The organism is Acinetobacter sp. YH01011, assembly GCF_013420785.1.
Lineage (GTDB): Bacteria > Pseudomonadota > Gammaproteobacteria > Pseudomonadales > Moraxellaceae > Acinetobacter > Acinetobacter towneri.
In genome coordinates this window covers 168,883-194,955 of the sequence record NZ_VOYG01000006.1, presented here as the reverse complement: position 1 = coordinate 194,955, position 26,073 = coordinate 168,883, and the positions used below count along the sequence as shown (strand labels likewise).

Below are 26,073 nucleotides of genomic sequence, written 5' to 3'. Positions count from 1 at the left end.
CTGTAAAAAGGAGCATTCATGTATCAGGTACTTGCGCGTAAATATCGTCCTCGTAATTTTAATGAATTGGTGGGACAAAACCATGTATCACGGGCATTGACCAGTGCTTTGGAACGTGGGCGTTTGCACCATGCTTATCTTTTTACGGGAACACGTGGTGTAGGTAAAACTACCATTGCGCGTATTTTGGCCAAATGCCTGAACTGTGAAACAGGCGTGACATCTACCCCATGTGAAGTGTGTCCGACCTGTACTGCGGTCAATGAAGGTCGTTTTATTGATTTAATCGAAATTGATGCGGCGTCACGTACTAAGGTTGAAGACACACGTGAGTTGCTCGATAACGTACCTTATGCACCGACTCAGGGACGTTTTAAGGTTTATCTGATTGACGAAGTGCACATGCTGTCTACGCATTCGTTCAATGCTTTGCTAAAAACTTTGGAAGAACCGCCTGAGCATGTGAAGTTTCTGTTTGCGACCACAGACCCACAAAAACTCCCTATTACTGTGATTTCGCGCTGTTTGCAATTTACTTTGCGTCCATTGCAGGTCGATGAAATTACCAGTCATTTAACGGATATTTTAGCCAAAGAACAGATTGTTGCAGAGCAAGATGCAATTTGGCAGATTGCTGAATCTGCGCAAGGTTCTTTGCGTGATGCGATGTCTTTGACAGACCAAGCCATTGCTTATGGTCAGGGTGAAATTCATCATCAAGATGTCAAAGACATGCTGGGCTTGATTGATCGCACCATTATCTATGATTTGATTTTAGCGATTCATCAAAACCAACAGCAGCGTGTGAGTCAGTTGTTATTACAATTTAGACAGCAAGCTTTAGATGTGTCTTTGGTGTTGGATCAGTTAATTTCGACACTGCATGAATTGGCAATCATGCAATATCTGCCAGATTTAAACCTAAAATACAGTGCTGAAATTAATCAAAAAATTCAGCAGCTTGCGGGTCTGATCTCTGCACAAGATTTACAGTTGTATTATCAAATTGCTTGTAAAGGACGCGCCGATTTACAAATTGCCGTAACCCAAGAACAAGGCTTTGAAATGTGTGTACTGCGTTTACTGGCATTTCGACCTTTGCAAGCCAATGAAGTGTTGGTTGCTGCGCCACAAAATACTGCACAAACAGCGGCTTCCCAGCCAGTTGCTCAAATGGAGCAAACTCCACAAGCTGTGGCAACTCAAAATACAGCACAAGCGGAACAGCATGTAACTGAATTAGATGCGGTTGCAACACCTGATCTTGATGGATTTGACTATGAGGATGACGATTATTCAGATCACACCACGACACAAACCAGTGTTGCAGAACCTTCTTCAGATGATTTTTTAGATGAGGATGAGCCTGAAGCTTTAACACATCAAGATCAACAGTCGATTCAAGCGCAACAACCGACTCCGCAAGCGCTACACTCAACAGCTGCGATTTCACCAGAATCTATGTCAGAACCTGCAGTGAATGAAGAAACTGCAATACAGGCTGAGGATAAGCAATCTGAATCTATCGTGTTTGATCCAAATGCAGATGCACAATTGTTTGGTTTAGATGAAGATGCCTCATCGGTAAGCACTACATCTGATGTGCAAAGTCATGATGATTTTTTACTGGAAAGTTTTGATGCCGTTGCACCGTTAGGTGATCTTGCTGCATCAGCCGAAACATCGCTAGTTTCATCTACACTACAATCGAATAATGCTTCACCGTCAATTACACAAAATGTAAGTAATGCAGAAACCGCTTTATTTGATTTAGCAGCGACTGAAGTCGAACCGAATGTTGCCAGTGCGACAGCACAACCGCAGCAAACCATAGCATCTAATGCCGATGATCAATTAATGCCGCAGGATATTCTGCGTTTACAGCCGCAAGTTTTAGAAGGTGAGTGGACTTTAGACAAGTGGGAATATTGGTTTAGACACAGCGAGTTGTCACCTGCCGTGCAAGAATTGGCGCAGCATGGCGTAATGACGGGGCAGATTAATGCTGAATCGGTTTTTCATATTCCTGAGCAATATCAGCAGTTATTGACTCAACTGCAACATGCTTTAGAAAGTGCTTTAAAAGAACAGTGGAGTAAAACTCTGTTTAAAGTGCAATATGAAAATGTGGATGACACGACACCGTACATTTTGCAGCAACAGCGCAAACAACGCGCTTATCAACGGGCTGAAAATTTATTGCATCAAGAACCGATTGTGAAAGATATTTTGCAAAACTTTGATGGCGAATTACATAACATTCAGTTGAAATAACCTGTTGTTAGCTTTTGTTTGCAGAATTTTAAGGCTGGGTCAAACCAGCCTTATTTTTTGCTAAGCGCAAGCTGAATCTGTGCTTTTATATGGCTGTAATGCTTCGCGGATGGAGTCAGGAATCGGGCAGTTTTGGCGTGTAATTCGATCTACAAATACATGCACCACTTGTCCTTGTGCAGCGGCAAGATTTTGATTGTTTTTAAAAATTGCCAAATCATAAATTAAGGATGAGTTTCCAATTTTTTGAATAGCAACACCTACTTCAATCATTTCAGGATAGGACAATTCCTGCAAAAAATGACAGGTGGAATTGACCACTAAACCAATACAGGGTGATCGTTTGGGTTCAAAGCCTGCTTTTTGCATCAGTAGGGCATTGGCTGCGCTGTCAAAATAGCTGTAATAAGTGACATTATTGACATGTCCATACATATCGTTGTCTGCCCAGCGAGTTTGGATGGGAAAGAAAAAAGCGTATTGCTCACGGGTTTTGGTGTCAGGTTTCACAAGTTTACCTATATTTTTATCGACGTGGTGTCATGCTTTAATGGGTGGAAATCATCCCAAATAAATGTAGAAAGTTAAATACAGAACGTTAAGCGTAAATGTTAGGCATAAATGGCTTGGTAAATCTGTAACGCATCCTGCATTTGCATTGCTCTCGGGTTGTTTTGCAATAAACGGCTTTGCAGCATCGCATCTTCTGCCAGTTGTGGCAGCATGTTTTCTGCTATGCCTAGGGCATTGAGTTTTAACACCAAGCCACTTTGATCTAAATGATTTTGTAAATGATCAATAAACAAATCACATAATCCATCTGTGCAGCCTTTACTGCGTGGGTCTAACCAACACATCAGTTCTGCATAATACTGTTTGGCTGCAGGCGCATTAAATTTTAAAACTTCGGTTAGTACCAATGCATTGCTATGCCCATGTGAAATATGGAAATGTCCGCCTAAAGGATAGGCAAGCGCATGTACCGCAGCCACAGGAGCATTGGCAAAGGCTTGTCCTGCCAGCATTGAACCAAACAGCATGTTTTGCCGTGCTTGCATATTGCTGCCATCTTCAAGCACTAATTTTAAGTTTTGATCAAGTAAACGCAGCGCATGTTTTGCCAGAAAATCTGAATACGCATTTTTTTTGATTTTAGAAGTATAGGCTTCAATGGCATGTACCATCGCATCTATACCTGTGGCTGCGGTAATCTGTGCAGGTAGATGACGGGTAAAATTGGCATCTAAAATGGCAACATCGGCATATAAAATAGGAGAAACAATGCCTGTTTTACTGGTTGCACCTGTGGTGACAATGGAAATAGGTGTGACTTCTGAACCTGTGCCTGCTGTAGTGGAAACTAGAATGAGCGGTAAACGTGGTGCTTTCGCATTGCCGACACCGTACAAGTCTGACAGTTGTTGAGTTTGTGCAGGATGACTCAGCACGGCAATAATTTTGGCGACATCCATCGCACTACCCCCACCAAAACCTAATACAACATCAATATTTTGCTGTTTGGCAAAATCAACTGCTTCTAACACAATCTGTTCTGCGGGGTCGGCTTGCACATTCGAGTAAATGGCATAGTCCAGTTGCAGTTGCTTTAAAATTTCTAAAATAGGTTGATGTAATTGTTGTTGTAAAATGCCAGCATCGGTGACCAATAACAAACGCTTATAATTTTTTTCGGTTAAAACCGTTTTTAGTTCAGAAATTGAACCCAATCCAGAAATAATGTTGCCAACTGTTTGAAATTGAAAATGCTGCATCGTCTTTATTCCTAATTTTTATACTTAATTCAACATTATTGTAGGGTCACGATATAGGATTCATATCATAAATAACTTAACATAAGACTCTTAAAAATAAAGTAGCTTTGAGGTTGTTTATGTCATCCAAAACGCCATATAAGGTGTTATGTGTTTGTTTGGGAAATATTTGCCGCTCTCCAACGGCAGAAATTGTACTTCGACATTTTTGTGATGAACAACAACTCAATGTGTTGGTAGATTCTGCTGGAACCAGTAATTATCATCCAGGCAAAGCCCCAGATTTACGCAGCCAAAAACATGCGTTCAAACGTGGTTATGACTTATCTACATTGCGCGCGCGTCAGTTACGTATACAAGACTTTGTCGAGTTTGATTTGATTTTGGCGATGGATTTTGAAAACTTAAGCAATATTCAATCTTTAATGCGCCGTGCTGAAGCTGAACTGGGCAGTTTGCGCGCTGAAATAGCCTTAATGAGCGAACACGATCCGCATTATACGCAGCAAGAATTACCCGATCCATATTATGGCGAAGCCGATGGTTTTGAGCGGGTGCTCGATCAATGCGAGTCGAGTAGTCGCGCATGGGTGAAAGTTTTACAACAACAATTTGAATTGAAGGTTTAAGTCATGCACATTCACTACAACATGCAACTCAAACCTTTCAATACGCTCAATTTAGATGCAACTGCGTCGCATTATGTCAAAATTGAAAATATTCAAGATGTACAGGATGCTTTGGCATTTGCCCAGAAAGAACAATTAAATGTGCTGATTTTATCGGGTGGTAGCAATATGTTATTGCCTGAACATATTCATGCCTTGGTCATGCACATGGATATTCAGGGCATCGAAAAATGCGCTGAAGATGATGCAAGTGTCACCCTAAAAGTTGGGGCAGGACAAGTCTGGCATGAGTTTGTGTTGTGGAGTACGGAACAAAAGTTATATGGTCTGCAAAATCTGGCTTTAATTCCAGGTTTGGTCGGCGCTTCACCTGTGCAAAATATTGGTGCTTATGGCGTTGAAGTCGGTGAGTTTATTGAATCTGTGCAGGTCTATGATCGTGAATGCCAACAATTCAGCTCAATTGTTGCTGCAGATTGTCAGTTTGCCTATCGACACAGTATTTTTAAAGATCATCCCAACCGTTACATCATTACCCATGTGACTTTTAAACTGTTAAAACAGGCTGCGTTAAAATTAAATTATGGCGACTTAAAAGCTGCTGTAGGCGATGAGCAAACTGCTGAAAATCTGCAGCAACAAGTCATTCAAATTCGCCAAAGTAAGCTGCCTAATCCTGCAGAATATCCAAATGTAGGTAGTTTCTTTAAAAATCCTGTGATTTCGACTCAGCAATTTGACCAAATTGCAGCACAATTTCCAAATTTACCCCATTACCCACAGCCGAATGCGCAAGTTAAAATTGCAGCAGGCTGGTTGATTGATCAAGCTGGCTGGAAGGGAAAACAACTGGGTGTGGTGGGTATGTTTCATAAACAAGCGTTGGTTTTAGTCAATTATGCCGATGCCACTTTGGCAGATGTGCAACACACCTATCGTGCTGTGCAGCAAGATGTTTTGAGTCGTTTTGGTATTTCACTAGAACCTGAACCTGTGTTATTTGATGAAACAGGTTTGATTAGTGCATATCAACCGGTAGGTTAAGTGAAGATGAAACAGAATCGTTGGATGCTCAGATTGGTACAAATTGCTGCCGTGCTCTTTGTATTGTTTGCAGCATTCATGATTTTTATTTATTCACCTTTTTATTCTACTTTGGTGGTCAAAACGCTGAACACTTTGGTGCCTGTAGAAGTGAATCAAGTGGCAGCAAAAAGTCAGCAAATGGCGGCTTTTAGTGATCAAGACAGTTTGGAGCCCGGTTCAGATTTATGGATTGCCCGACAAGCTTATTTGAAGCTGATGGAGCAAGAGATTCAATCTGAAAATTCGAAAAATTTAACTTTAATTCAGGCTCGTTATAAAGCCTTACAAGCGCTTATTTTAGAAGAACAAACGCAAAAAAAATTAGCATCTGAGCAAGAGTTGCCGCAAGTCCCATTGTTGGTGTCTAATGCAGCTTCTGAAGCAGTTGTAGAAGACCCATCCGAAAATGTAAAAGCCTTGCTCAATTTGGATAGTCATGAAAATCAGGTACTCATGGAACAATACTTGGAGTTTTTAAGCACTCATAAAATTGCCGAAACCGAAAGTGAGCCTGTAGATGAAGAAATCTTTAAAGATATTGCTTTAATTCAGCAACAAAATATTCCAAAAATACCTGCAAACTCTAAACCTTATGCGATTGTGGTTTTAGGTGGTGGCTTAACTTTAGATGATAATGGCAAAGATATTGTGGTCAATGACTACACACGTTTACGTTTAGAAACGACCCTAGCGGTGGTAAAACAATATCAATTGCCGATTGTACTGAGTGGTGTAGAAGCACCTTATATGCAGCGTTGGTTAAAAAAATATGATGTCGAAGCAAAATTATTAGAAGATCGCAGCATGAATACTTGTGAAAATTCACGTTTTAGTTCTTTATTATTACAAAAAAAAGGGGGGGCGCCGACAGTGATTTTGATTACAGACCGTTATCACATGCCACGCACCCGCCGTTTATTTGCTTTAAATGGAATTGAAACGATTCCTGTCGAAGCTCCAATGCCGACTCAACTGACCGCATGGCGTCCAAGTGAACAAAACTATGATCACAGCCGCCGTGCCAATTATGAAATGCTTGCCGCCATTCGGGATGTCTTGATTGGTTCTAGCGCATGTCGCGAGGTGCCATAATGCCTGATATTCCATTTTTAAACCCAAGCGTGTTGAAGCAATTAGATTTGCCAGTGCCGAGTAGGGAAACCACACCACAAATTCTACAACCTTTAAATTTGAATCGTGGTTTTGAACCGAGTGTTGAGTTACAAGCCTATCGACAGCTATATGGTTTTCATTTGTTGGACTGTGAACATTGGCAAGGCTATGTGCAAATGCCGTTGTTTAAATTGCATGTGCAAATTTTTCAACCCGATTTAAGCAAAACCAAATTTGATCAGGTGCAGGGCACGGTATTTCTACTGCATGGCTATTTGGAACATAGCGGGATTTATCAACCTATCGTCAAAGAATTATTAGAGCAGGGCTTTAGTGTTTTGACTTATGATTTGCCCGGACATGGATTGAGTGATGGTTATCCTGCCAACATCAAAAATTTTGATCATTATCAGCAAGTATTACATGCGGTTTATCAATATGTAAAAAATGCCGATCAATTGCCAAAACCGTGGTTGGGCATTGGGCAAAGTACAGGTGGTGCAATTTGGATGCATCACTTGTTGGAATTTGCTCAGCGCCGTGAAAATCCATTTGTAGAGCGTGTGTTGTTGTTATCGCCTTTGATTCGTCCTGCAAAATCGGCATGGTGGCATAACTCTGTTGGTTTGGGCATTATCCGTCGGATTAAGCGTGAAGTGCCGCGACATTTCCGACGCAATAATCATAATCCTGAATTTTTACGCTTTGTGCGTTTAAAAGACCCGCTGCAACCTAGAATGATGGGCATGGATTGGATTTTAGCCATGTCTAAATGGATGTTGGAGATGGAAGAACGTCCAGCTTGCCGTATTCCTGTTTGGTTGGCACAAGGGGCGCAAGATCAAACCGTAGATTGGCGCTACAACATTGAGTTTATTCGGCGTAAATTCCGCCTGCAAACCTTACTCATGTTAGAAGAAGGCTCGCATCAATTAATCAATGAACGTGCGGATATTCGTGCGGCTTTAACAGGGCTGATTCCTGCATTTTTACATGCACATAGCTCTAAGACTTATTATTAATTTATCAACCATCTTTTAAATACGGCTCTACATTTGCTTTGATGCTGTTCTCGGCATCAAAGCATATTTATGCTGCGCTGCTCATTAAAATGTGAAGCGATTTCTAAAATAAAATAGTACTTCACATTTATTTTTTATTTCATGCTCGAGTTTCATGTTTCAGTGCTATGCTCATGTTTATAAAATAAGCTAAATTTGAAAAACTCCTTAATTCTAGGGATAGTGTTTACATCAAAACGATTGATATATTTACAAACATAATCAAGGGGATGAATGATGGCAGAAATGGAAGCGATATTACCCGTACCGGTTTTAATTGTTGAAGATGAGCCTATTATTCAGTCACGTCTTAGAAAAATTTTGCATGATATTGGCTATCAAGATGACATGCTATTTTTCGTGAGTCATCTTAAAGCTGCAATGACGTGTATAGAAGATCATCCGATTGCTTTAGCTTTAGTCGATTTAGGCTTGCCCGATGGCAATGGTAAAGAACTAATCGAACAATTACATTTTAGAGATCCAAGCGCATTAATTTTGGTGATTTCTGCATGGAGCACCCAAGACAGCTTATTTTCTGCAATTCAAGCAGGTGCAACAGGCTATGTGCTTAAAGAACGTGATGATGCTGAAATTATTATCGCAATACGCAGCATTTTAAGAGGTGGTGCACCGATAGACCCATTTATCGCCCGTGAAATTTTATCGCAAATTTCACATCAAAAAGTACCCGTGCTGACCGAAGATTTATCAGATCGCGCCGATGCTCAAGCATTCAACTCACATTATGAACAGCTCACCAATCGTGAATTAGAAATTTTAAATCTGGTGGCGCAGGGCTTAAGTAACCGTGAAATTGCTGAGCAATTATTTGTGTCGCGTTATACCGTTGAAAGTCATATTAAACATATCTATCGGAAGTTGTCGGTCACTAAACGCACTAAGGCTGTCAGTACCGCTAGAACTTTAGGTCTTTTATGATTCAAAGGCTTTGGCAGTGTGGTTTGGGCGTGTTGTTATTGTTCTGTGCGTGGCAAAGCTATGCGCAGCAAGTGGTGTACCCAATTAATCAGTACTGCAATGTGCATGTACTTTCAATCAGCTCTGCCAAAACAGCATCACATAATAAAAAACCTGAAACGGGTTGGGAAAATGTTCAACTGCCCGACGTTTGGGATGATCGCTGGAAAAATTATAATGGTGGGGCGTGGTACAAAATAGAGTGGGAGTGGTTTTGTGAGCGTGATCATCGTTTAAATCAACCCATCGTTTTTGCACTGAATTTTTTAAATAGTGCAGGGGCAGTTTATCTGAATCAAGATTTACTTTGGGCAAGTCAACATTTAGAAGAGCCTTTGTCAAAAAACTGGAATATGCCACGTTACTGGATTTTACCTATTTCAGGCTTAAAACAAGGTAAAAATCAAATATTGGTCTATGTAAATGGATATGCATTTCAAAATGCGGGTATAGGAAAAATAAGTTTTAATAATGTGCATAACAATATTGAACAGCACCAGCAAAGTATATGGAATAAACGTACTTTATTTGAAATTAATGCGATTTTATCTGCCACTTTAGGCATTTTATGTTTGGTTATTTGGCTGTTTTTACGCCGTGATCAGAGTTTTGGTTGGTTCGCGTTGAGTTGCATGTTCTGGTTATTATTTATTTCTCATTTTTTAACCACAGAAACCTTTCCATACCCAAGTGTATTGGTGGCATCTCAAGCCAATTTAAGCTTTTTTATCCTCTATGTTTTAGCTTTTAGTCTGTATTTAATTAGGTTTGTCAATCAACGCTTGCCAATATTGGAAGAAAGTATTTTTATTCTGAGTTTAGCGGTAATCGTTTGTGTGTTTTTAACACCCTTAGATTATGTCAAACTGGTATTTGGGATTGTCTTTTTAAGTTATGCCAGCTTACTAGTCGTGGTTTATTTTTATTTGGCGTATTTAGCGTATAAATCCCCAAAAACAGAAGTATATCTGCTGCTATTTTGTTTAACCTTGATTGGCTTTTTTGCGGGTGTAGATGTATTTCGTTTAAGTAATGCGGCAACGGCAAGTTTATATCAGCCATTATCACCGTATACCTCGCCAGTAATTACTTTATTTATTGCGATTATTTTAGGCATACGCCTAAAAAGAAATATTCAAAAAATTGAGAAATTTAATCAAGATTTAGAGCTTAAAGTTTTTGAAGTCAGTGATGATTTAAAACGCAGTATGTCAGAAAAGCATTATTTAGAATTGGAAAATGTGCGTTTGCAAGAGCGGATTCATCTATCGCATGATTTGCATGATGGTTTGGGTGCATCTTTGGTACGTTCCATGATTATGGTCGACCAAAGCGAACAGAACATGAGTAATCAGCAGTTCTTATCTATGCTGAAATTACTGCGTGATGATTTACGTCAAATTATTGATAGTGGTTCTTCCATTGGTTCTAAAGTGCCTGAAAATCCTAAAATTTGGGTTGCGCCAGTACGTCATCGTTTTAGTCAATTGATGGATGAAATGGATATTCATTCCAAGTGGGATTTTCCAAATGAATGGGTGATTGAGCCGAATTCGTTACAGTGCTTAACTTTGATGCGGGTATTAGAAGAAAGTTTAACCAATGTGATTAAACACAGCCAAGCCAAGCATGTATCCGTCAGTATGCAATTTGTACCGCCTAAGCAATTGGTACTTAAAATTCAGGATGATGGTGTAGGTTTTGAAGCCAATAGCGTGCTTGAACATGGCATGAGTATTGGGATGCGCAGTATGAAAATGCGTTTAGAACGGGTTGGAGGGCAATTAAAATTAAATTCGACACCTGGCTATACGTTAATTCAGGCAGTTTTAACTTTAGATCCCGCTTATCTAAATTCCCCAAGATGAATTGATCATCTTGAGGGGGCTGAAACGAATATTTTAAGCGTCTTCAGCAGGTAACAACATTAAAATGGATTCATTGAGCAGTTGTACCAAATCTTCCAAAATATTTGCGTCGTAAAGGTTTTCATCGAGCAGCACGCGTTCACCATTGGCAATTTTTTGCAGCGTAGGGATAGATGCTTCTGCGACACAAATCGCTTCACCATTCGCCCAAAATAAAACTTCATCTAGCTGATTTGCATAAAGTAGGCGAGAGGCGGGTTCCAACATGATTTGATAACCCTGATCTAGCGCATCTTCTAAATCGCCTACACCTATTTCATCTACTTCAGGAATATTTTCAGGATATTTCGGTTCAGACATTAAGCTTAAAATCGCATCATCCAACACCGATGAGTTTTGTAAACGCGCCCACAATTCTGCTTTCAGATAATCCAATTCTGTCGCAGTCATTTCGCCAATTTGGGTACTTTTTTTACGAACAAGGTCTTGTAGTGGCGTGCGTAACATTTCATCGGCAGAGAATTTATCGCTCACTCGATCCATCATTTCACTAATATTCGGCATGCGGAAACCGAACGAGAACGTCAGACAATCATCTTCCGCCACGCCATAATGTGCCAAACCCGGTGGCACATAGAGTAAATCGCCAGGTGCAAGAACTTCATCAAAATTGACCTGCATTTCAGGCAATAATTTTAACGGTTGTCCTGCGACAAATTCAGTTTCAGCATCACACATTTGCCCAAGTTGCCAACGACGATATCCATAGCCTTGTAGCAAAAACACATCGTAGAAATCAAAATGCTGACCTACAGAGCCGCCTTTAGGGGCATAAGACACCATTATGTCATCACGTCGCCATTGCGGAATAAAAGGAAATTTTTTCCAAAGTTCAGCGAGATCAAAAGAGTAATGATCAACGGCTTGTACCAATAGCGTCCACAACTTTGGCATTTTTTGAAAATCAGCCTTAATGAGCGGTGATGATTTCACAGTCCATTGATTTGGATCACGATCTTTTTGTTTGATTAAACGGGCAGTCACATCTTCTTCGAGAGCCAGTTCCATCACGTCACTAGGTTCAAGTAGGTTGGCAATTTCTGGGAGTGCATTGCGTACCAAAAGTGGTTTTTTTTGCCAATATTCACTTAGGAATTGTTCTGCGGTAATTCCGCCCAAAACATCTAAAGGTTGCGACATAAAATAGCCTAAGCAAGTTTTATCAATAATCTCAATATTGTCTGATTTGTCGCTGCAAAGGGCAAGGTGATTTATAGTCTTTATAAATATTCACGGCTGTTAAATTACACAGTTTTAAACTTAAGGAACCTGAATATTCAGCATTCTTAACATGCGGCATAACTGAATCATCGGCAGACCCATCAAGGTAGTTTGGTCATTGCCTTGCATGGCTTCAAACAGACTAATACCTAAACCTTCGCACATAAAACTACCTGCACAGTGTAGCGGTTGTTCCTTTGCAACATATCGTGCAATTTCATTGTCAGTTAAGCTGCGGAATTTAACTGTGTAGTGTTCTACAACCGTTTGTTCAAAGCCTGTAGATTGCTGCTGCACACTCAGCGCAGTGCTGAAATAAACCGTTTGACCTGAATTGGCTTGTAATTGTTGTATAGCTTTTTCTGAAGTGAGCGGTTTACCTATAAAAATATCTGGCTGCTGTTCACGCCATGCCACTTGATCTGAACCAATCACAATTGCATCAGGATATTGCTGCGCAATACAGTGTGCTTTTTCAAAAGCCAAGCGTCGCGCCAAATTATCTGCATGCAATTCACCCTGTGCAGATTCATCAATATCAGGTGAAATTGACTTATACGCCAAATGCAGACGATTCATCAATTGCTGACGAGTTTGACTGCCAGACGCTAAAATAATTTCAGGATGTTGCATCAGATCATCACACCGCATAATCCATCAAAATATCTAAAGGCACATAAGACAATACTGACTGATGACAGGCTTGAATTTTAATTGGTGGTGCTTGACCTGCCTGATAGGCTTCAACCCAACGGGTGACGCAAATACACCAGAAATCACCCGGTTGTAAGCCGTTAAAACCAACTTCTGGTACTGGCGTGATTAAATCATTGCCAATTTTTTGCGAGAAATTTAAAAAATCAGAGGTCATTTGTGCACAAACGGTGTGCTGACCTAAATCGGTTGGGGCGGTATGACAAAAACCGTTACGAAAATATCCAGTAATAGGATCAAAGCAACAACTGGCGAGAGATTCGCCCAAAACATTTAAACGATTGATATTTGGATCAGGATGAATAGACATAAGTGCGAGAAAGATGGTGGCTTTTCTCTATCATAATCAAAACTTTTGCTTTAAACAGCAATTCTACAAAAGTTGCTAACCTTTTTCTGCATAATCATTTAAAATCGTGGCGTTTTGATATCAATAAAGTGAGCTATACATGAACTTTCAGCGTATGACTGACCTCGATTTAGCAGGTAAGCGTGTCCTTATTCGTGAAGATTTAAACGTACCTGTTAAAAATGGTGTGATCACCAGCGATGCACGTTTACGTGCGGCATTGCCAACGATTCAAGCTGCTGTTGCCAAAGGTGCAGCAGTGATGGTGTATTCTCACTTAGGTCGTCCTGTTGAAGGTGAGCCAAAAGCTGAACAATCTTTAGCACCTGTAGCTGCGTATTTAACCCAAGCATTAGGTCAAGATGTTCAACTGATCACTGACTATTTAGATGGTGTAGACGTTGCTCCTGGTCAAGTCGTTTTATTGGAAAACTGCCGTTTTAACCACGGTGAAAAGAAAAACAACCCAGAACTTGCCGCTAAATATGCAGCATTGTGTGATGTATTTGTGATGGATGCATTTGGTACCGCGCACCGTGCAGAAGCCTCTACTGAAGGCGTTGCACGTTTAGCACCAGTGGCAGCAGCAGGCCCATTATTGGCTGCGGAATTAGATGCTTTGGGTCGTGCCTTAAAAACACCTGAAAAACCAATGGTGGCGATTGTTGCAGGTTCTAAAGTATCGACTAAGTTAGATGTATTGACTTCATTGTCTGATATTTGCGATCAATTAATTGTAGGCGGTGGTATTGCCAATACTTTCCTTGCTGCAGCAGGCTATAACGTGGGCAAATCATTATGTGAAAATGATTTGATTGACACTGCCAAAGCAATTGCCGCAAAAGTTTCTGTACCACTGCCAACCGATGTTGTAGTTGCAGATGCCGCTGAAATTAATTTTGAAGATTTCTTGGGTTCATTGGCAGCAGCGAAAGCAACTGTGAAAAAAGTTGAAGATGTTGCAGACAACGATATGATTTTAGACGTAGGCCCAGAAACTGCAAAAGCATTTGCTGAAATTTTAAAAACTTCAAAAACAATTCTTTGGAATGGCCCAGTGGGTGTATTTGAAGTTGATCAATTTGGTGAAGGTACGAAAGCACTTTCATTGGCGATTGCAGAATCTGCAGGTTTCTCTATTGCAGGCGGTGGTGACACTTTAGCTGCAATTGACAAGTATGAAGTTGCAGACAAAATCGGCTATATCTCTACAGGTGGAGGTGCATTCCTTGAATTTGTAGAAGGTAAAACCTTACCTGCAGTTGCGGTATTATTAGAACGCGCTTAAATCTAGAAAATTTATCAATAATTTTTAAAAAGGTTGACTTCGGTCAACTTTTTTATATTTATGTCATGCCGTAGTCATCAAAATGTCATAAATATGCAATAAACTGTAGTAAATGAATGACCTAACTGTAGGAAATGACGATGATTCAAAAACTAACACTTGCTGCTTTAATTGCTGCATCTTTAGCCTTGACTGCTTGTGCAAAAAAAGAAAGCGCACCTGCGACTGAAACTGATGCATCTTCTGCAGTTGTAGATAACGCTCAAGTTACACCAGAACAACAAGCTGCAATCGACGCAATTGACCAACCAATCTTGGATGAAGGCAACACCGATATTCCTGAAGACGTTGCAAATGCACCTGCTGACGTTGCGACTGCAGACACAGAAGTTGCTGCTTCTGAAGCGCAATAAGTGCTGAAAAACGACAAATTGTAGTAATTTGTTTAAAAGTCCCTGCTTTTGCAGGGACTTTTTTTTGAAAAAGGCGATTTGTTGCTGAATTGAAACAAATCACAGGGTAGAATAACCAACATTATTTGGGAGGATATTATGGCTCTTATTTCATTGCGCCAGCTCTTGGATCATGCCGGTGAACATGCTTACGGCGTTCCAGCGTTTAACGTCAACAACTTAGAACAAATGCGCGCAATTATGTTAGCCGCAGATGCAACCAATTCACCTGTAATTGTTCAAGCTTCGGCAGGTGCGCGTAAATATGCAGGTGCGCCATTCTTGCGTCACCTGATTTTGGCTGCAATTGAAGAGTGGCCACATATTCCAGTGGTTATGCACCAAGACCATGGTACAAGCCCTGATGTATGTCAGCGTTCGATCCAACTAGGCTTTTCATCAGTAATGATGGATGGTTCTTTGGGTGAAGATGGTAAAACACCAACGTCGTATGAATACAACGTCGAAGTGACGCGTCGTACTGTGCAAATGGCGCATGCGTGTGGTGTATCGGTTGAAGGTGAGATTGGCTGTTTAGGTAGTCTTGAAACAGGTATGGCAGGTGAAGAAGATGGCGTGGGCGCAGAAGGCGTACTTGACCACTCTCAATTGTTAACATCTGTTGAAGAAGCACGTAGCTTCGTTGCAGATACTAATGTGGATGCTTTAGCGATTGCTGTTGGTACTTCGCACGGTGCATACAAGTTTACTCGTCCACCTACAGGCGATATTCTTGCAATTGACCGTATTAAAGAAATTCATGCTGCGTTGCCAAATACACACCTTGTAATGCACGGCTCTAGCTCTGTACCACAAGAATGGTTGGCGGTGATTAACCAATACGGCGGTGACATCAAAGAAACTTATGGTGTACCTGTTGAGCAATTGGTTGAAGCAATTAAGCATGGTGTGCGTAAAATCAACATCGATACAGATTTACGTTTAGCTTCTACTGGTGCAATGCGCCGTATGATGGCAGAACAACCAAGCGAATTTGACCCACGTAAATTCTTCGCAAAAACTGTAGATGCAATGAAACAAATTTGTATAGACCGTTATGAAGCATTTGGTACTGCAGGTAATGCAGACAAAATTCGCCCAATTTCTTTAGAGAAAATGGTTGAACGTTACAAATAATTCTTAATTTAATTAAGAACTCGAAAGCCCACAGTCCTTGTGGGCTTTTTACTGATGAGTCCACAATTTCCAATCAAGAACAAAAACAATCCTCGAGCGTGTCATGGAACTGATTGTAGCCGCAGCCTTTTGTAGTGTACTGGTCTCTATTTTATTAAAAGTCTGCAAAACGCAGGGTTTTAACCCCATGCAGATGATTACATGGAATTATGTCAGTGCCAGTGTGTTGTGTTTTTACTGGTTTAAACCCAACTTGGGCACGATCTCAATCCAACATACGCCGTGGTGGCTCATTATTAGTTTGGGTGTGTTGTTGCCCAGTGTCTTTTTAGCATTAGCAAAATCGTTGGACAGCGCAGGTATTTTAAAAACTGAAATTGCACAGCGTTTGTCAGTGGTTTTGTCTTTAGCAGCCGCTTATTTTATTTTTCAGGAAAATTTTAGCCAACTGAAAATTGTGGGAATCGCGCTTGGGATTATCGCGGTCTTATGCATTTTGTATTCGCATCGTGCTGCAGTGCAGTCTGCTAAAGCGCAACAAGGCATCTTATATTTGAGCTGTGTTTGGTTGGGTTATGCACTGATTGATGTTTTGCTTAAATACACCACAGGTTTAGGACTGCAATTTGCAGTTGCACTGAATTTGATGTTTGTATGTGCTTTTGTTTTGGCGATGGCTTATATCTTAATCCGCGATAAAAGCATGGGCAGTATGCAAAATATCAGTGCAGGTTTAATTTTGGGTGCACTGAATTTTGCCAATATTGCCTTGTATGTCAAAGCTCACATGCTGCTCAAAGACAGCCCTGCAGTGGTATTTGCAGGGATGAATATTTTAGTGGTGCTATTTGGCGTGATCAGTGGTGTATTGTTCTTTAAAGAAAAGCTGAAAAGCACGACCACTATTGGGCTAGGCTTGGCATTGCTTAGTGTGCTTTGCCTCGCTTATGCCATGACGGTTTAAGATAACTCGACATAAAGCGAAAAGGATGTCGCAATAAATCTGCAGTTTCTGCAAGACCATGCAGCATTGTGGTTCTATCGCAGATCGGGCAGCGCAGGGTTGGATAGCTTGGTTTGGCTTGATATAAATACAGTTTTTTACAACGTCGGCATTCTAGTTTTAGCGGCATTAAATTGAGCATCATACACCTCATTTTTATTTTTGATAGAGATTGAGTACAGATTGCAAATATAGATAAAGCAAAATTCAGACCAAAAAATAGGGACAAATTTTGTCCCTAGTGTTATCGCATGTTTGTTTTACAGTTGCGTGAAAATCTCACGTTTATCAAGGCGTGATTTTGGCAGTTTGGCATTAAAATCTTGTTCACTACGATAGCCTAAACACAATAAAACCGAAGGAATCAGTCCTTGCTCAGTTAGTTGCAGTTCTTGAGTTAAAATTGCTTCATCAAAACCACCAATTGGCGTTGCGTCAATTCCTTCAATGCCTGCAGCCAAAAGCATTTGTCCGAGTGCAATAAAGGTTTGATTTTCTGCCCAACGCTGAATATCGCCTTTTTCATTGCGGTAGTAATCGACATAACCTGTGCGGCTGTCTTTCTGACCTTGTTTAGCGGCTTCATCTTTAAAGCGTCCACTAGCAGCATCCTGATTAAGCAGGTTTTCTAAATGTAATTCGCTAATGTCAGCTTTGGTGCAAAATAAAATGGTATGCGAAGCATCTAAAACTTTAGGGGCGTTATAGGCGTACTTTCCAACTAAAGCTTTAGCAATACGTTGTTTGGCTTCAGGGCGATCTGCAATAAAAAAATGCCACGGCTGAATATTAATGGAAGATGGTGCTAAACGCAGAATTTCTAATAAACGCTCAAATTGTTCTGCAGGAATAGTGCGACTCGCATCATAGGCTTTGGTCGTATAACGAGTTTGTGCAACGTTGAGCAAATCCATGAATCATCTCCATTTAAAGACTATATTTGGGGCAGGTGTGCGCCAAAAGCTTAACATGCCTCGCTATGCTAACGGAATGAATCCATGTGCTATTTATGCGGTTAAGATGAGATGAGCACGACATAAACATCTTTAAACTTAGTGTTAAATTCAATCATGCAAGACGTTTTCACTATTGGTTGTTTATAGCAAATAGGCGTTAAATATAAACTTGAGCATGGTGCATCCCAAAGGTGTATGGATGGAATATATCAATTATTTTAAGCGTAAATTAAAAACTCAGCAGCAAATTGGCTTATGGGTAGGTTTAGCAGATGCGTATGGTACTGAAATTGCTGCCAATGCAGGCTATGACTGGCTTTTAATTGATGGGGAACATGCACCGAGTGATTTAAGAACCACTTTGTCACAATTACAAAGTATTGCGGCTTATCCCTCTCAAGCGGTGGTGCGCCCGCCGATTGGCAGTGTGCAACTCATTAAACAACTGTTGGATATTGGCGTACAAACTTTGCTGATTCCTATGGTTGAAAGCGTTGAACACGCTGAGTTGATGGTCAAAGCGGTACGTTATCCACCTGAAGGTATTCGCGGCGTAGGCGCAGCTTTAGCACGTGCAACTCGCTGGAACAGTATTCCAAATTATTACGCGACAGCGCATGAAAATATTTGTTTGCTCATTCAAATTGAATCGGTCACAGGTTTAGAAAATCTGGATGCTATTTTACAAGTCGATGGGATTGATGGGGTGTTTATTGGTGCGGTGGATTTATCTGCCACGATGGGTTATGAAGGCAATCCGAACCATCCAGAAGTACAAGCCGCTGTGGTCGATGCGATTCAACGGATTCGTGCAGCAGGCAAAGCAGCAGGGATTTTATCGACCCAACATGAAGTGACACAAAAGTATTTGGATTTAGGCACAGAATTTGTGGCAGTTGGGGTAGATACCAGTGTGTTGATGACTTCGCTGCGTGAGTTGTTGGCTAAATATAAAGCTGATGCCGAAGTGATTAAAACGGAAGGTGGGTATTAATCTGCTAGCTGAAGAGATTTTGGCTAAAGAGGTTTTAGTTAGCTATGTTTAGCTAAGTACCTTTAGTGTTGTATCTATTATTTTTATGTAAAGATGTTGCGCTTAATAGTTCCAATGACTCAGTTGCCAAGTTGCTAAGACTTGATTTGGTTCAACTACTAAAATTTGTGCAGCATCTGTGCGCCAATCGCCTAATACAATTCTAGGTTTGCCGTGTTCATTGTGAATATTTGGACGATGCGTATGCCCATGAATTAACACATCTGCATGCTGCAAGGCTTGTGACACAGCATCTGCATTTACGTCCATGACGTCATAACTTTTGACTTGATTGGCTTGCTGACTTTTTTTGCGGAAACCTTGTGCAAGTTTTTGCCGAAAAGCCAAAGGTGTTTTCTTTAAAATCCCTAAAATGATGGGATTGCGAATGATTTTACGGAATTTTTGATAGGACACATCATCGGTACACAGTGCATCGCCATGTTCTAAACGTACCTGTTGAGAACCAATATGCAGCGTGTACACATCGGGCAGGAGTTGTCCTGAAAACTGATCTAAAAATTTCTGACCCAAAGCGAAATCACGATTGCCGACAATAAAGTAAATTTGATTACCTGCTTGGCTAAATTGCTTTAAACGTGCAACAACTTCATCGAGCCACGCTGCGGTGTAATCATCGCCAATCCATGCATTAAACCAGTCGCCTAAAATATACAGTTGGGTGTTTTTATTTTGATAAGCGTCTAGCAAATCTAAAAACCCCCGAACAAGTCGAGGGTGATTTGGTGACAAGTGTAAATCTGCGATAAACAGATAGGTCACGAATTATTCCTTGGAATCTCCCGAAATCCCTCTTTTAAAAGAGGGATTTCTCCTCCCTAAACGAATTTTAAAGCAGTACTTTAAAATGATGTGCGTAAGCGAGGTCGGGTAAGATTCTTATTCAGCAATGATTTTTGCAGATTCAATCACCACATTTTCTAGTGGAACATCTGCGTGATAACCACGGTTGCCAGTACGCACGCCTTTAATTGCATCTACAACGTCCATACCTTCAACAACTTTACCAAACACGGCATAACCCCAACCTTGTGCAGTTTTGCCTGTGTGGTTTAAGAAAGAGTTATTTTTTACGTTAATGAAGAACTGTGCAGAAGCAGAGTGAGGTGCTTGGGTACGAGCCATTGCAATTGTACCAACATCGTTGCTTAAGCCGTTGTCAGCTTCGTTTTCAATCGCATCACGTGTTGCTTTTTCTTTGAAGTTTTCATCCATGCCACCGCCTTGGATCATGAAACCATCAATAACACGGTGGAAAATTACGCCGTCATAAAAACCATCACGAACGTATTCTAAGAAGTTAGCAACTGTAATTGGTGCTTTTTCAGCGTTCAATTCTAAAACAATACGACCTTTATTGGTGTTTAATTCGACTTGAGGAAAACTCATTGTGTAATCTCCTAAACATGGACACGAATGCCATGGGTTTTTTGGTTGAGAGAAGCATAAGCAAACTGTAAACTACAAGGCAAGTAAAAACGTTATTTTCTTTGTTAAAAACAAGGAAAAGCGTTCTAATGGGTGATGTATGCTTCACTACTGAAGTTTCTGTAACCTAGTTTATCCAATTTTATTTTAGAAGTGATTTTATTGCTATGAAGCCAAATGATGTTGTTGCATCTCTGCCAAACACCCCGACACCAAGTTCAAATGCCTCTGTCGATGCTGTGCAGCAAGAACAACAGCCGGGCTTAGACTTTATACGTCAAGTCATTACCGATGATATTGCGGCGGGTCGCACTCAGCAGGTGGTGACACGTTTTCCACCTGAGCCGAATGGTTATTTGCATATTGGTCACGTGAAAGCAATTTGCTTGAACTTTGGCATCGCACAAGAATATCAAGGGGTGTGTAACTTACGTTTTGATGACACCAACCCAGATGCAGAAGAACAAGAATATGTTGATGGTATTGCCAATGACGTGAAATGGCTGGGTTTTGAGTGGAATGGCGAACCACGCTATGCATCAAGCTATTTCGATCAATTATATACATGGGCAATTCAGCTGATCGAACAAGGCGATGCTTATGTCGATTTGCAAACCCCTGATGAGATTAAGCTCAATCGTGGTTCTTTTGTAGAGCCGGGTAAAAATTCGCCATATCGTGATACGCCAGTAGCAGAAAACTTGGCTTTATTTGAAAAAATGCGCAATGGTGAATTAGGCGAAGGTCAGGCAGTACTCCGTGCCAAAATTGATATGGCTTCACCAAACGTACACATGCGTGATCCGATTTTGTATCGTGTTTTACATTCATCGCATCACCAAACGGGCGATAAATGGAAAATGTACCCAATGTATGATTATGCGCATCCATTATCAGATGCCATTGAAGGCATTACTCATTCACTATGTACTTTAGAATTCCAAGACCATCGTCCATTCTATGATTGGGTGGTGGAAAAGGTGAAATCCGAGGCTGTGCCGCGTCAGTATGAATCTAGCCGTTTGAATATTGATTACACCATCACATCTAAGCGTAAATTGCGTAAATTGGTTGAAGGCGGTTTTGTGAATGGTTGGGATGACCCACGTATGCCAACAGTGGTAGGTATGCGTCGTCGTGGCTTTACACCAGAAGGTTTGCGTGATTTCTGTAAGCGTGTAGGTGTGTCAAAGTCGGATGGTATTGTGGATGTGGCAATGCTTGAATATTGCATCCGTCAATCTTTAGAAAATACTGCAGCGCGTGGCATGGCGGTGTTGAATCCACTTAAAGTGACTTTGACCAATTTGCCTGAAGCACTGGATTTAGTCCATGCACGTCATCCAAATGTAGATATGGGCGAGCGTAGCATTCCACTGACTTCTGAAATTTATATTGACCGTAAAGACTTTGAAGAAGTGCCGCCTAAAGGTTTCAAGCGTTTAGTGCCAGAAGGTGAGGTGCGTCTACGCCATGCTTATGTAATCAAGTGTGATGAAGTGATTAAAGATGCTAACGGCGAAGTCATTGAGCTGAAATGTTCAATTGACCCTGAAACTTTGGGCAAAAACCCAGAAGGTCGTAAAGTCAAAGGCGTGATTCACTGGGTATCTGCAAGTAAAGGCGTTGCGGCAGAAGTTCGTTTATATGATCGCTTATTTACTGAGTCTGATCCAGAAGTGGGTGATGATTTCTTGGCGAATTTAAACCCCGAATCGTTGACTGTGGTACAAGCCATTGTTGAACCTGCATTGGCAACAGCACAACCAGAAGATCGTTTCCAATTTGAACGTGAAGGTTATTTTGTTGCAGATCAGTATGATCACAGTGCGGAAAAACCAGTGTTTAACCGCATTTTAGACTTAAAAGACAGCTTCAAACCTGGCAAGTAACACCTTATTTAAGTTTTAGCTTGCAACTTGAAAGCCCAACTTGATCAATTCAGGTTGGGCTTTTGGTTTTATCTATTTGAGGTTTATAGAATATTTTGTGAGATATACAGTGTCGCTAAAATGACTGCGATTAGCGGTTTTTATGCTGTTCCTGCTTCATCAGGATTTGCGGTAACTGCATTTTGGCTTTATCGCGTAGTTTCTTCTTAATATAGAGCACTAAAGCAAAGCAAGTGGTGGTCAGGGTCAGCATCATACTGTTCATATAACTCATCAATGAACTGACATAACCAATGGTGGTTAAACGATCCATCATCTTAAATACTTGCGGGCTGCTTTCCACACCTGTAATTGCCCAAGTGCATAAATGTTCACAGTTATTCATAATCAGATGATAATTGTTTTCATGCATTCTGGAGCGCATACGGCGTACCACTTTGCGGCCTTTATACTTGGGCGCATGATACGACTGCACAATAATATTTTTGCCGTGACTAAACTTTTCAATACTGGTCATTTCAATCGGGTGTTTTTTAAAAAGATGTGCAAAACCCGAATAGTGAATCACGCGACCACGCCCGGCATAGATACCATGATGGCTATAGCCGAAGTGTTTCACAATTAAATGTGCCCCTAAAGGAAATCGTGTTTTCTGCTTGAGCATCGTACGCTTGACCAATAAAGTAACATGAGTAGAGAAAAGAAATCAGGTTTTATAGTGTACTGCGTCTGAAGCAAATATGCGATAACCCATTCAGTTATATGCACAATTTGTAACATAGCAGGTATGGAGATGATAATGTTTTGTTCTCGGTGGAAGTGCTTATTGCTCTGTTATTTATTCTGCACGCCTACTGCACAAGCGGAAATTCGCGCATGGACGGTTAACAACAGTAAAATCAATGCAGATGTGGTGGAAGTGACACAGTTGTCACAGTTAGGCTTATATCTGAAAGATCGGCAAGGGAAACCATATCTGCAAATTTCACAACTACAAAAAAATCTACAGTCTTGTGAAAACATGCAATTTGCCATGAATGCAGGCATGTTTCATCCAGATTATTCGCCTGTGGGTTTGTATGTGGAACAAGGACGACAACTTAAAAAGCTGAACCGACAGCAACAGGGATGGGGGAATTTTTTAATTCAGCCCAATGGTGTACTGGCGTGGAATCATCAACGGGTGTTTTTAGGAACAACCCAACAATATGCCAATCAAGCGTTCAAAGCGCAGTATGCGACACAGTCTGGCCCAATGTTAGTTATTAATCGCCAGTTAAATTCACGTTTTTTGGCAGACAGTACTTCTTATAAAATTAGAAATGGGGTTGGGTTAAAAGACCAAAGCCTGTACTTTGTGATTAGCAAGACGCCCGTAACTTTTCATCAATTTGCCACCTTTTTTAAAGATGAGCTGCAAACGCCAAATGCCTTGTATTTAGATGGTTCGATTTCTACAGCGTATATTCCGCAATTACAACGTCATACTCATCCACATCGCAATTTAGGTCCAATTTTAGCTTATATAGATCATCAAGGCTGTAAACCCTAACATTGGAATTTGGTTTTGGCTTGGCTGAATTTATTGTCCAATAAAACCTAAGGCTGTGCCTTGCATCCTGCAGATTTTGACTGCTTCTTCGCTTTTCATTTGTTTGACTTCATTTTCAAATTGCTTTTTTTGTTGTTTAAGTTGCTCATCTGAAATACCCATGTTTTTAGCAAAACTTTCCATTTTCTCCCAAGTTTCGGCACATTCTTTCGGCATTGGGCTACAGGCTGTTAAACTTAGGCTGAGTAGGGCAAGACAGCTAAGGCTAGTTTTTTTCATTGTCATTTTCTCTGTTTGAATAATTCGAATTTATTGGTGTAATGATTATGTGTAGAAATATTAGCGCATGATTATGAAGATATGATTGACTGCGTTTGAAAAGATTAGCGTTTTTGTGCAAGTTCAAGCACGTGTCGCGATTTATAAAATTTATCGTTCTAATATATATGCAGCCATTAAAAAAGGCACTTAGTTCAACTAAATGCCTTTTTTATCATATTCCATTACTGGAATGGTAGATGCTGGAGTTCATTCAACTCTTTGCGGCTATAACCTCGCGAAGCGAGAACCTTCTTAATCCCGATAATGACATCTTCATCTGTGGCTTTGGTTAAAGCTTCGAGAAGTTGTTCATTTGTCTTGCAAGAGCAATCATTTTCAACACAAGCAATTTGATTTTTATGCTCGTTTTGCTGTTCTGTAGAGAACAACTTTTGCCAAAAACTCATAGAGCCTTCATTCACAACCTAACATAGATCGAAATATAGCCAATATAAAAAATAAATCAAGTCGACCTAAGTGATAAAAGCAGCAATCGAGTTGCAGAATTTTCGATGATATTGCATTTTTTTAACGAAATTATGACAGTTAAAGGGCTTGTAATGCTTTAACTGATTCATTTACATCATAATATTTACAAGTGCTAAAAAGGAGAACTTGTAAATATTGAAGAATAATGCAACAAATTGTTTAAATCTTTTCCAGTAAAACACCCGACTCAACATGATGGGTGTATGGGAATTGATCAAACAGTGCAAATTGCGTCACTTTATGGTTTTGACACAAGGTTTTTAAATTGTCATGCAATGTGTCTGGGTTGCACGAAATATAAATAATACGCTTAAAACGCTGTAGGAGTTTTAAGGTTGCATCATCAATTCCTGCGCGTGGCGGATCGACAAAGACCGTATCAAAATCATAACTTGCAAGATCAATGTTCGCTTCTTGCAAGCGGCGGAATTCACGCTCACCGTTATAGGCTTGAGTAAACTCTTCAGCCGATAAGCGTGCCACTTGAATATTCTCAATCTGGTTTTGTTCAATATTCCACTGCGCTGCATATACCGAAGATTTAGCCAGTTCTGTGGCAAGTACACGACGGAAACGAGTCGATAGCGGCAGGGTAAAGTTACCATTACCACAATAAAGTTCTAATAAATCTTGCTCAGAATGTTCGGCAACCGTACATGCCCATTCCAGCATTTTTTGGCAAACTTGCGCGTTTGGCTGGGTAAAGCTGCTTTCAATTTGCTTATAGGTATAAGTGCGCTCAAAAACCTGTAATTGTTCAACTACATACTCATCGGATAGCACGAATTTTTGCCCACGGCTGCGTCCAATCAGTTTAATGTTTAATGCTTTGCTCAAAGCTTGGGCTGCAGGCTCCCAATCAGATTCAAGTTTGCGGTGATAAAGCAGTGAAACCAACATTTCGCCACTTAAAGTCGCTAAAAAATGCACTTCAAATAAACGAGCCGATAATACGGGATCGGCTTTCAGGGCGGCTAACAGCTTTGGCATTAATAAGTTAATGCTGCGGTCTGCAATCGGAAACTCATCTACACGAATAACTTTTTTCTGCTTATCTTCACTGCGTTCAAACATGGCATAAAACAGATCATCTTCAATATGCCAAATTCGGAACTCTGCCCGTATACGGTAGTTGTGTTCTGGTGAGGCAAATACTTGCAAGGCAGGCGGGTTATATTCGGCAAATTGGGCAGAAATACGGGCAACTTTTGCATCAAGTTGTTGCTGATAAGATGAGGTCATATGCAGTAAACATCACAAACACAGAGAAAGAGCGATGGTAACAAAGTTTTAAAGAGATACCTAAAACTATTATGAAAATGATGCAATCCTGCAAGATGTCAAAATAGCCTAAGCATGTTGATGACATCTTA

At 40.6% G+C, this 26,073-nt stretch carries 27 protein-coding genes; 14 read left to right on the top strand and 13 right to left on the bottom strand.

Annotated elements, in window-relative coordinates; genetic code table 11:
• Positions 1-18: 18 nt before the first annotated feature.
• The gene (dnaX, locus tag FTT78_RS05940) at positions 19-2,274 is read left to right on the top strand and encodes a DNA polymerase III subunit gamma/tau (RefSeq protein WP_004973273.1); all 2,256 of its coding nucleotides are present in this window, start codon (positions 19-21) and stop codon (positions 2,272-2,274) included.
• Positions 2,275-2,334: 60 nt separating this feature from the next.
• On the opposite strand, the gene FTT78_RS05935 is transcribed toward dnaX, so the two are convergent.
• Complete coding sequence (locus tag FTT78_RS05935; protein WP_004973275.1) at positions 2,335-2,784, bottom strand: thioesterase family protein; 450 nt, start codon at positions 2,782-2,784, stop codon at positions 2,335-2,337.
• A 101-nt stretch (positions 2,785-2,885) separates the two neighbouring features.
• The gene (locus FTT78_RS05930) at positions 2,886-4,046 is read right to left on the bottom strand and encodes an iron-containing alcohol dehydrogenase (RefSeq protein ID WP_004973276.1); all 1,161 of its coding nucleotides are present in this window, start codon (positions 4,044-4,046) and stop codon (positions 2,886-2,888) included.
• Between the two features lie 119 nt (positions 4,047-4,165).
• On the opposite strand from FTT78_RS05930, the gene FTT78_RS05925 reads away from it, so the two are divergent.
• From FTT78_RS05925 to FTT78_RS05900, 6 genes are all read left to right on the top strand, one after another.
• Complete coding sequence (locus tag FTT78_RS05925; RefSeq protein ID WP_004973278.1) at positions 4,166-4,675, top strand: low molecular weight protein-tyrosine-phosphatase; 510 nt, start codon at positions 4,166-4,168, stop codon at positions 4,673-4,675.
• 3 nt (positions 4,676-4,678) lie between these two features.
• Positions 4,679-5,719: a UDP-N-acetylmuramate dehydrogenase gene (gene murB, locus FTT78_RS05920; RefSeq protein ID WP_180043640.1), complete on the top strand. Its 1,041-nt coding sequence runs from the start codon at positions 4,679-4,681 to the stop codon at positions 5,717-5,719.
• A gap of 6 nt (positions 5,720-5,725) precedes the next feature.
• The gene (locus FTT78_RS05915; RefSeq protein ID WP_180043642.1) at positions 5,726-6,853 is read left to right on the top strand and encodes a YdcF family protein; all 1,128 of its coding nucleotides are present in this window, start codon (positions 5,726-5,728) and stop codon (positions 6,851-6,853) included.
• A complete protein-coding gene (locus FTT78_RS05910) occupies positions 6,853-7,896 on the top strand; it encodes an alpha/beta hydrolase (protein ID WP_096900878.1) in 1,044 nt (347 codons plus the stop codon). The genes FTT78_RS05915 and FTT78_RS05910 overlap by 1 nt, the downstream gene beginning before the upstream one ends.
• Before the next feature lie 276 nt (positions 7,897-8,172).
• Entirely contained in the window at positions 8,173-8,877 is a 705-nt protein-coding gene (locus FTT78_RS05905; RefSeq protein ID WP_004973283.1) for a response regulator transcription factor, read from the top strand.
• Positions 8,874-10,784, top strand: coding sequence for an ATP-binding protein (locus tag FTT78_RS05900; RefSeq protein ID WP_167846047.1), 1,911 nt, complete (start codon positions 8,874-8,876; stop codon positions 10,782-10,784). Before FTT78_RS05905 ends, FTT78_RS05900 begins: the two co-directional genes overlap by 4 nt.
• Positions 10,785-10,817: 33 nt before the next feature.
• Here the strand turns inward: FTT78_RS05900 and FTT78_RS05895 are convergent, their stop codons facing one another.
• The 3 genes from FTT78_RS05895 to FTT78_RS05885 form a co-directional block, all read right to left on the bottom strand.
• On the bottom strand, positions 10,818-11,984 hold the full coding sequence (locus tag FTT78_RS05895) for a cupin domain-containing protein (protein WP_178865734.1): 1,167 nt from the start codon (positions 11,982-11,984) through the stop codon (positions 10,818-10,820).
• A gap of 120 nt (positions 11,985-12,104) precedes the next feature.
• Complete coding sequence (locus FTT78_RS05890; protein WP_026438423.1) at positions 12,105-12,698, bottom strand: nucleoside triphosphate pyrophosphatase; 594 nt, start codon at positions 12,696-12,698, stop codon at positions 12,105-12,107.
• A 7-nt stretch (positions 12,699-12,705) separates the two neighbouring features.
• Entirely contained in the window at positions 12,706-13,089 is a 384-nt protein-coding gene (locus FTT78_RS05885) for a DUF2237 family protein (protein ID WP_004973294.1), read from the bottom strand.
• 139 nt (positions 13,090-13,228) lie between these two features.
• On the opposite strand from FTT78_RS05885, the gene FTT78_RS05880 reads away from it, so the two are divergent.
• The 4 genes from FTT78_RS05880 (at position 13,229) to FTT78_RS05865 (ending at position 16,969) form a co-directional block, all read left to right on the top strand.
• Complete coding sequence (locus tag FTT78_RS05880; RefSeq protein ID WP_004973295.1) at positions 13,229-14,416, top strand: phosphoglycerate kinase; 1,188 nt, start codon at positions 13,229-13,231, stop codon at positions 14,414-14,416.
• A gap of 140 nt (positions 14,417-14,556) precedes the next feature.
• Positions 14,557-14,829 carry a hypothetical protein gene (locus FTT78_RS05875; protein WP_131260911.1) on the top strand — a complete coding sequence of 91 codons (273 nt, stop codon included), beginning with the start codon at positions 14,557-14,559 and terminating at the stop codon, positions 14,827-14,829.
• Positions 14,830-14,967: 138 nt separating this feature from the next.
• Positions 14,968-16,005 carry a class II fructose-bisphosphate aldolase gene (fba, locus tag FTT78_RS05870; RefSeq protein WP_004973298.1) on the top strand — a complete coding sequence of 346 codons (1,038 nt, stop codon included), beginning with the start codon at positions 14,968-14,970 and terminating at the stop codon, positions 16,003-16,005.
• A gap of 103 nt (positions 16,006-16,108) precedes the next feature.
• Positions 16,109-16,969 (top strand): DMT family transporter, encoded by an 861-nt coding sequence (locus FTT78_RS05865; protein ID WP_154320705.1) that lies wholly within the window; start codon positions 16,109-16,111, stop codon positions 16,967-16,969.
• Here the strand turns inward: FTT78_RS05865 and FTT78_RS05860 are convergent.
• Together FTT78_RS05860 and nfsB are read right to left on the bottom strand one after the other, a co-directional pair.
• On the bottom strand, positions 16,932-17,153 hold the full coding sequence (locus FTT78_RS05860; protein WP_180043644.1) for a hypothetical protein: 222 nt from the start codon (positions 17,151-17,153) through the stop codon (positions 16,932-16,934). The two genes, FTT78_RS05865 and FTT78_RS05860, sit on opposite strands and share 38 nt — an antisense overlap.
• Before the next feature lie 115 nt (positions 17,154-17,268).
• Complete coding sequence (gene nfsB / locus FTT78_RS05855) at positions 17,269-17,922, bottom strand: oxygen-insensitive NAD(P)H nitroreductase (RefSeq protein WP_004973304.1); 654 nt, start codon at positions 17,920-17,922, stop codon at positions 17,269-17,271.
• 241 nt (positions 17,923-18,163) lie between these two features.
• On the opposite strand from nfsB, the gene hpaI reads away from it, so the two are divergent.
• Positions 18,164-18,958, top strand: a complete 795-nt coding sequence (hpaI, locus tag FTT78_RS05850; protein WP_096900940.1) for a 4-hydroxy-2-oxoheptanedioate aldolase — start codon at positions 18,164-18,166, stop codon at positions 18,956-18,958.
• Positions 18,959-19,060: 102 nt separating this feature from the next.
• Here hpaI and FTT78_RS05845 read toward each other — a convergent pair whose 3' ends face one another.
• A complete protein-coding gene (locus FTT78_RS05845; RefSeq protein ID WP_180043646.1) occupies positions 19,061-19,780 on the bottom strand; it encodes a UDP-2,3-diacylglucosamine diphosphatase in 720 nt (239 codons plus the stop codon).
• Between the two features lie 117 nt (positions 19,781-19,897).
• Entirely contained in the window at positions 19,898-20,407 is a 510-nt protein-coding gene (locus FTT78_RS05840; RefSeq protein ID WP_004973310.1) for a peptidylprolyl isomerase, read from the bottom strand.
• A gap of 206 nt (positions 20,408-20,613) precedes the next feature.
• Between FTT78_RS05840 and FTT78_RS05835 the strand changes: the two genes are divergently transcribed.
• Positions 20,614-22,338, top strand: a complete 1,725-nt coding sequence (locus FTT78_RS05835; protein ID WP_154320707.1) for a glutamine--tRNA ligase/YqeY domain fusion protein — start codon at positions 20,614-20,616, stop codon at positions 22,336-22,338.
• Positions 22,339-22,468: 130 nt separating this feature from the next.
• Here FTT78_RS05835 and FTT78_RS05830 read toward each other — a convergent pair whose 3' ends face one another.
• The gene (locus FTT78_RS05830) at positions 22,469-23,002 is read right to left on the bottom strand and encodes a lecithin retinol acyltransferase family protein (protein WP_096900868.1); all 534 of its coding nucleotides are present in this window, start codon (positions 23,000-23,002) and stop codon (positions 22,469-22,471) included.
• Between the two features lie 135 nt (positions 23,003-23,137).
• Here FTT78_RS05830 and FTT78_RS05825 point away from each other — a divergent pair, with 135 nt between their 5' ends.
• A complete protein-coding gene (locus FTT78_RS05825; RefSeq protein ID WP_225530198.1) occupies positions 23,138-23,890 on the top strand; it encodes a phosphodiester glycosidase family protein in 753 nt (250 codons plus the stop codon).
• A 30-nt stretch (positions 23,891-23,920) separates the two neighbouring features.
• Here FTT78_RS05825 and FTT78_RS05820 read toward each other — a convergent pair whose 3' ends face one another.
• The 3 genes from FTT78_RS05820 to trmA form a co-directional block, all read right to left on the bottom strand.
• The gene (locus FTT78_RS05820) at positions 23,921-24,169 is read right to left on the bottom strand and encodes a hypothetical protein (RefSeq protein ID WP_004973320.1); all 249 of its coding nucleotides are present in this window, start codon (positions 24,167-24,169) and stop codon (positions 23,921-23,923) included.
• A gap of 224 nt (positions 24,170-24,393) precedes the next feature.
• The gene (locus FTT78_RS05815; RefSeq protein ID WP_004973321.1) at positions 24,394-24,618 is read right to left on the bottom strand and encodes a hypothetical protein; all 225 of its coding nucleotides are present in this window, start codon (positions 24,616-24,618) and stop codon (positions 24,394-24,396) included.
• A 241-nt stretch (positions 24,619-24,859) separates the two neighbouring features.
• Positions 24,860-25,942: a tRNA (uridine(54)-C5)-methyltransferase TrmA gene (trmA, locus tag FTT78_RS05810; RefSeq protein ID WP_180043648.1), complete on the bottom strand. Its 1,083-nt coding sequence runs from the start codon at positions 25,940-25,942 to the stop codon at positions 24,860-24,862.
• Positions 25,943-26,073 lie beyond the last annotated feature (131 nt).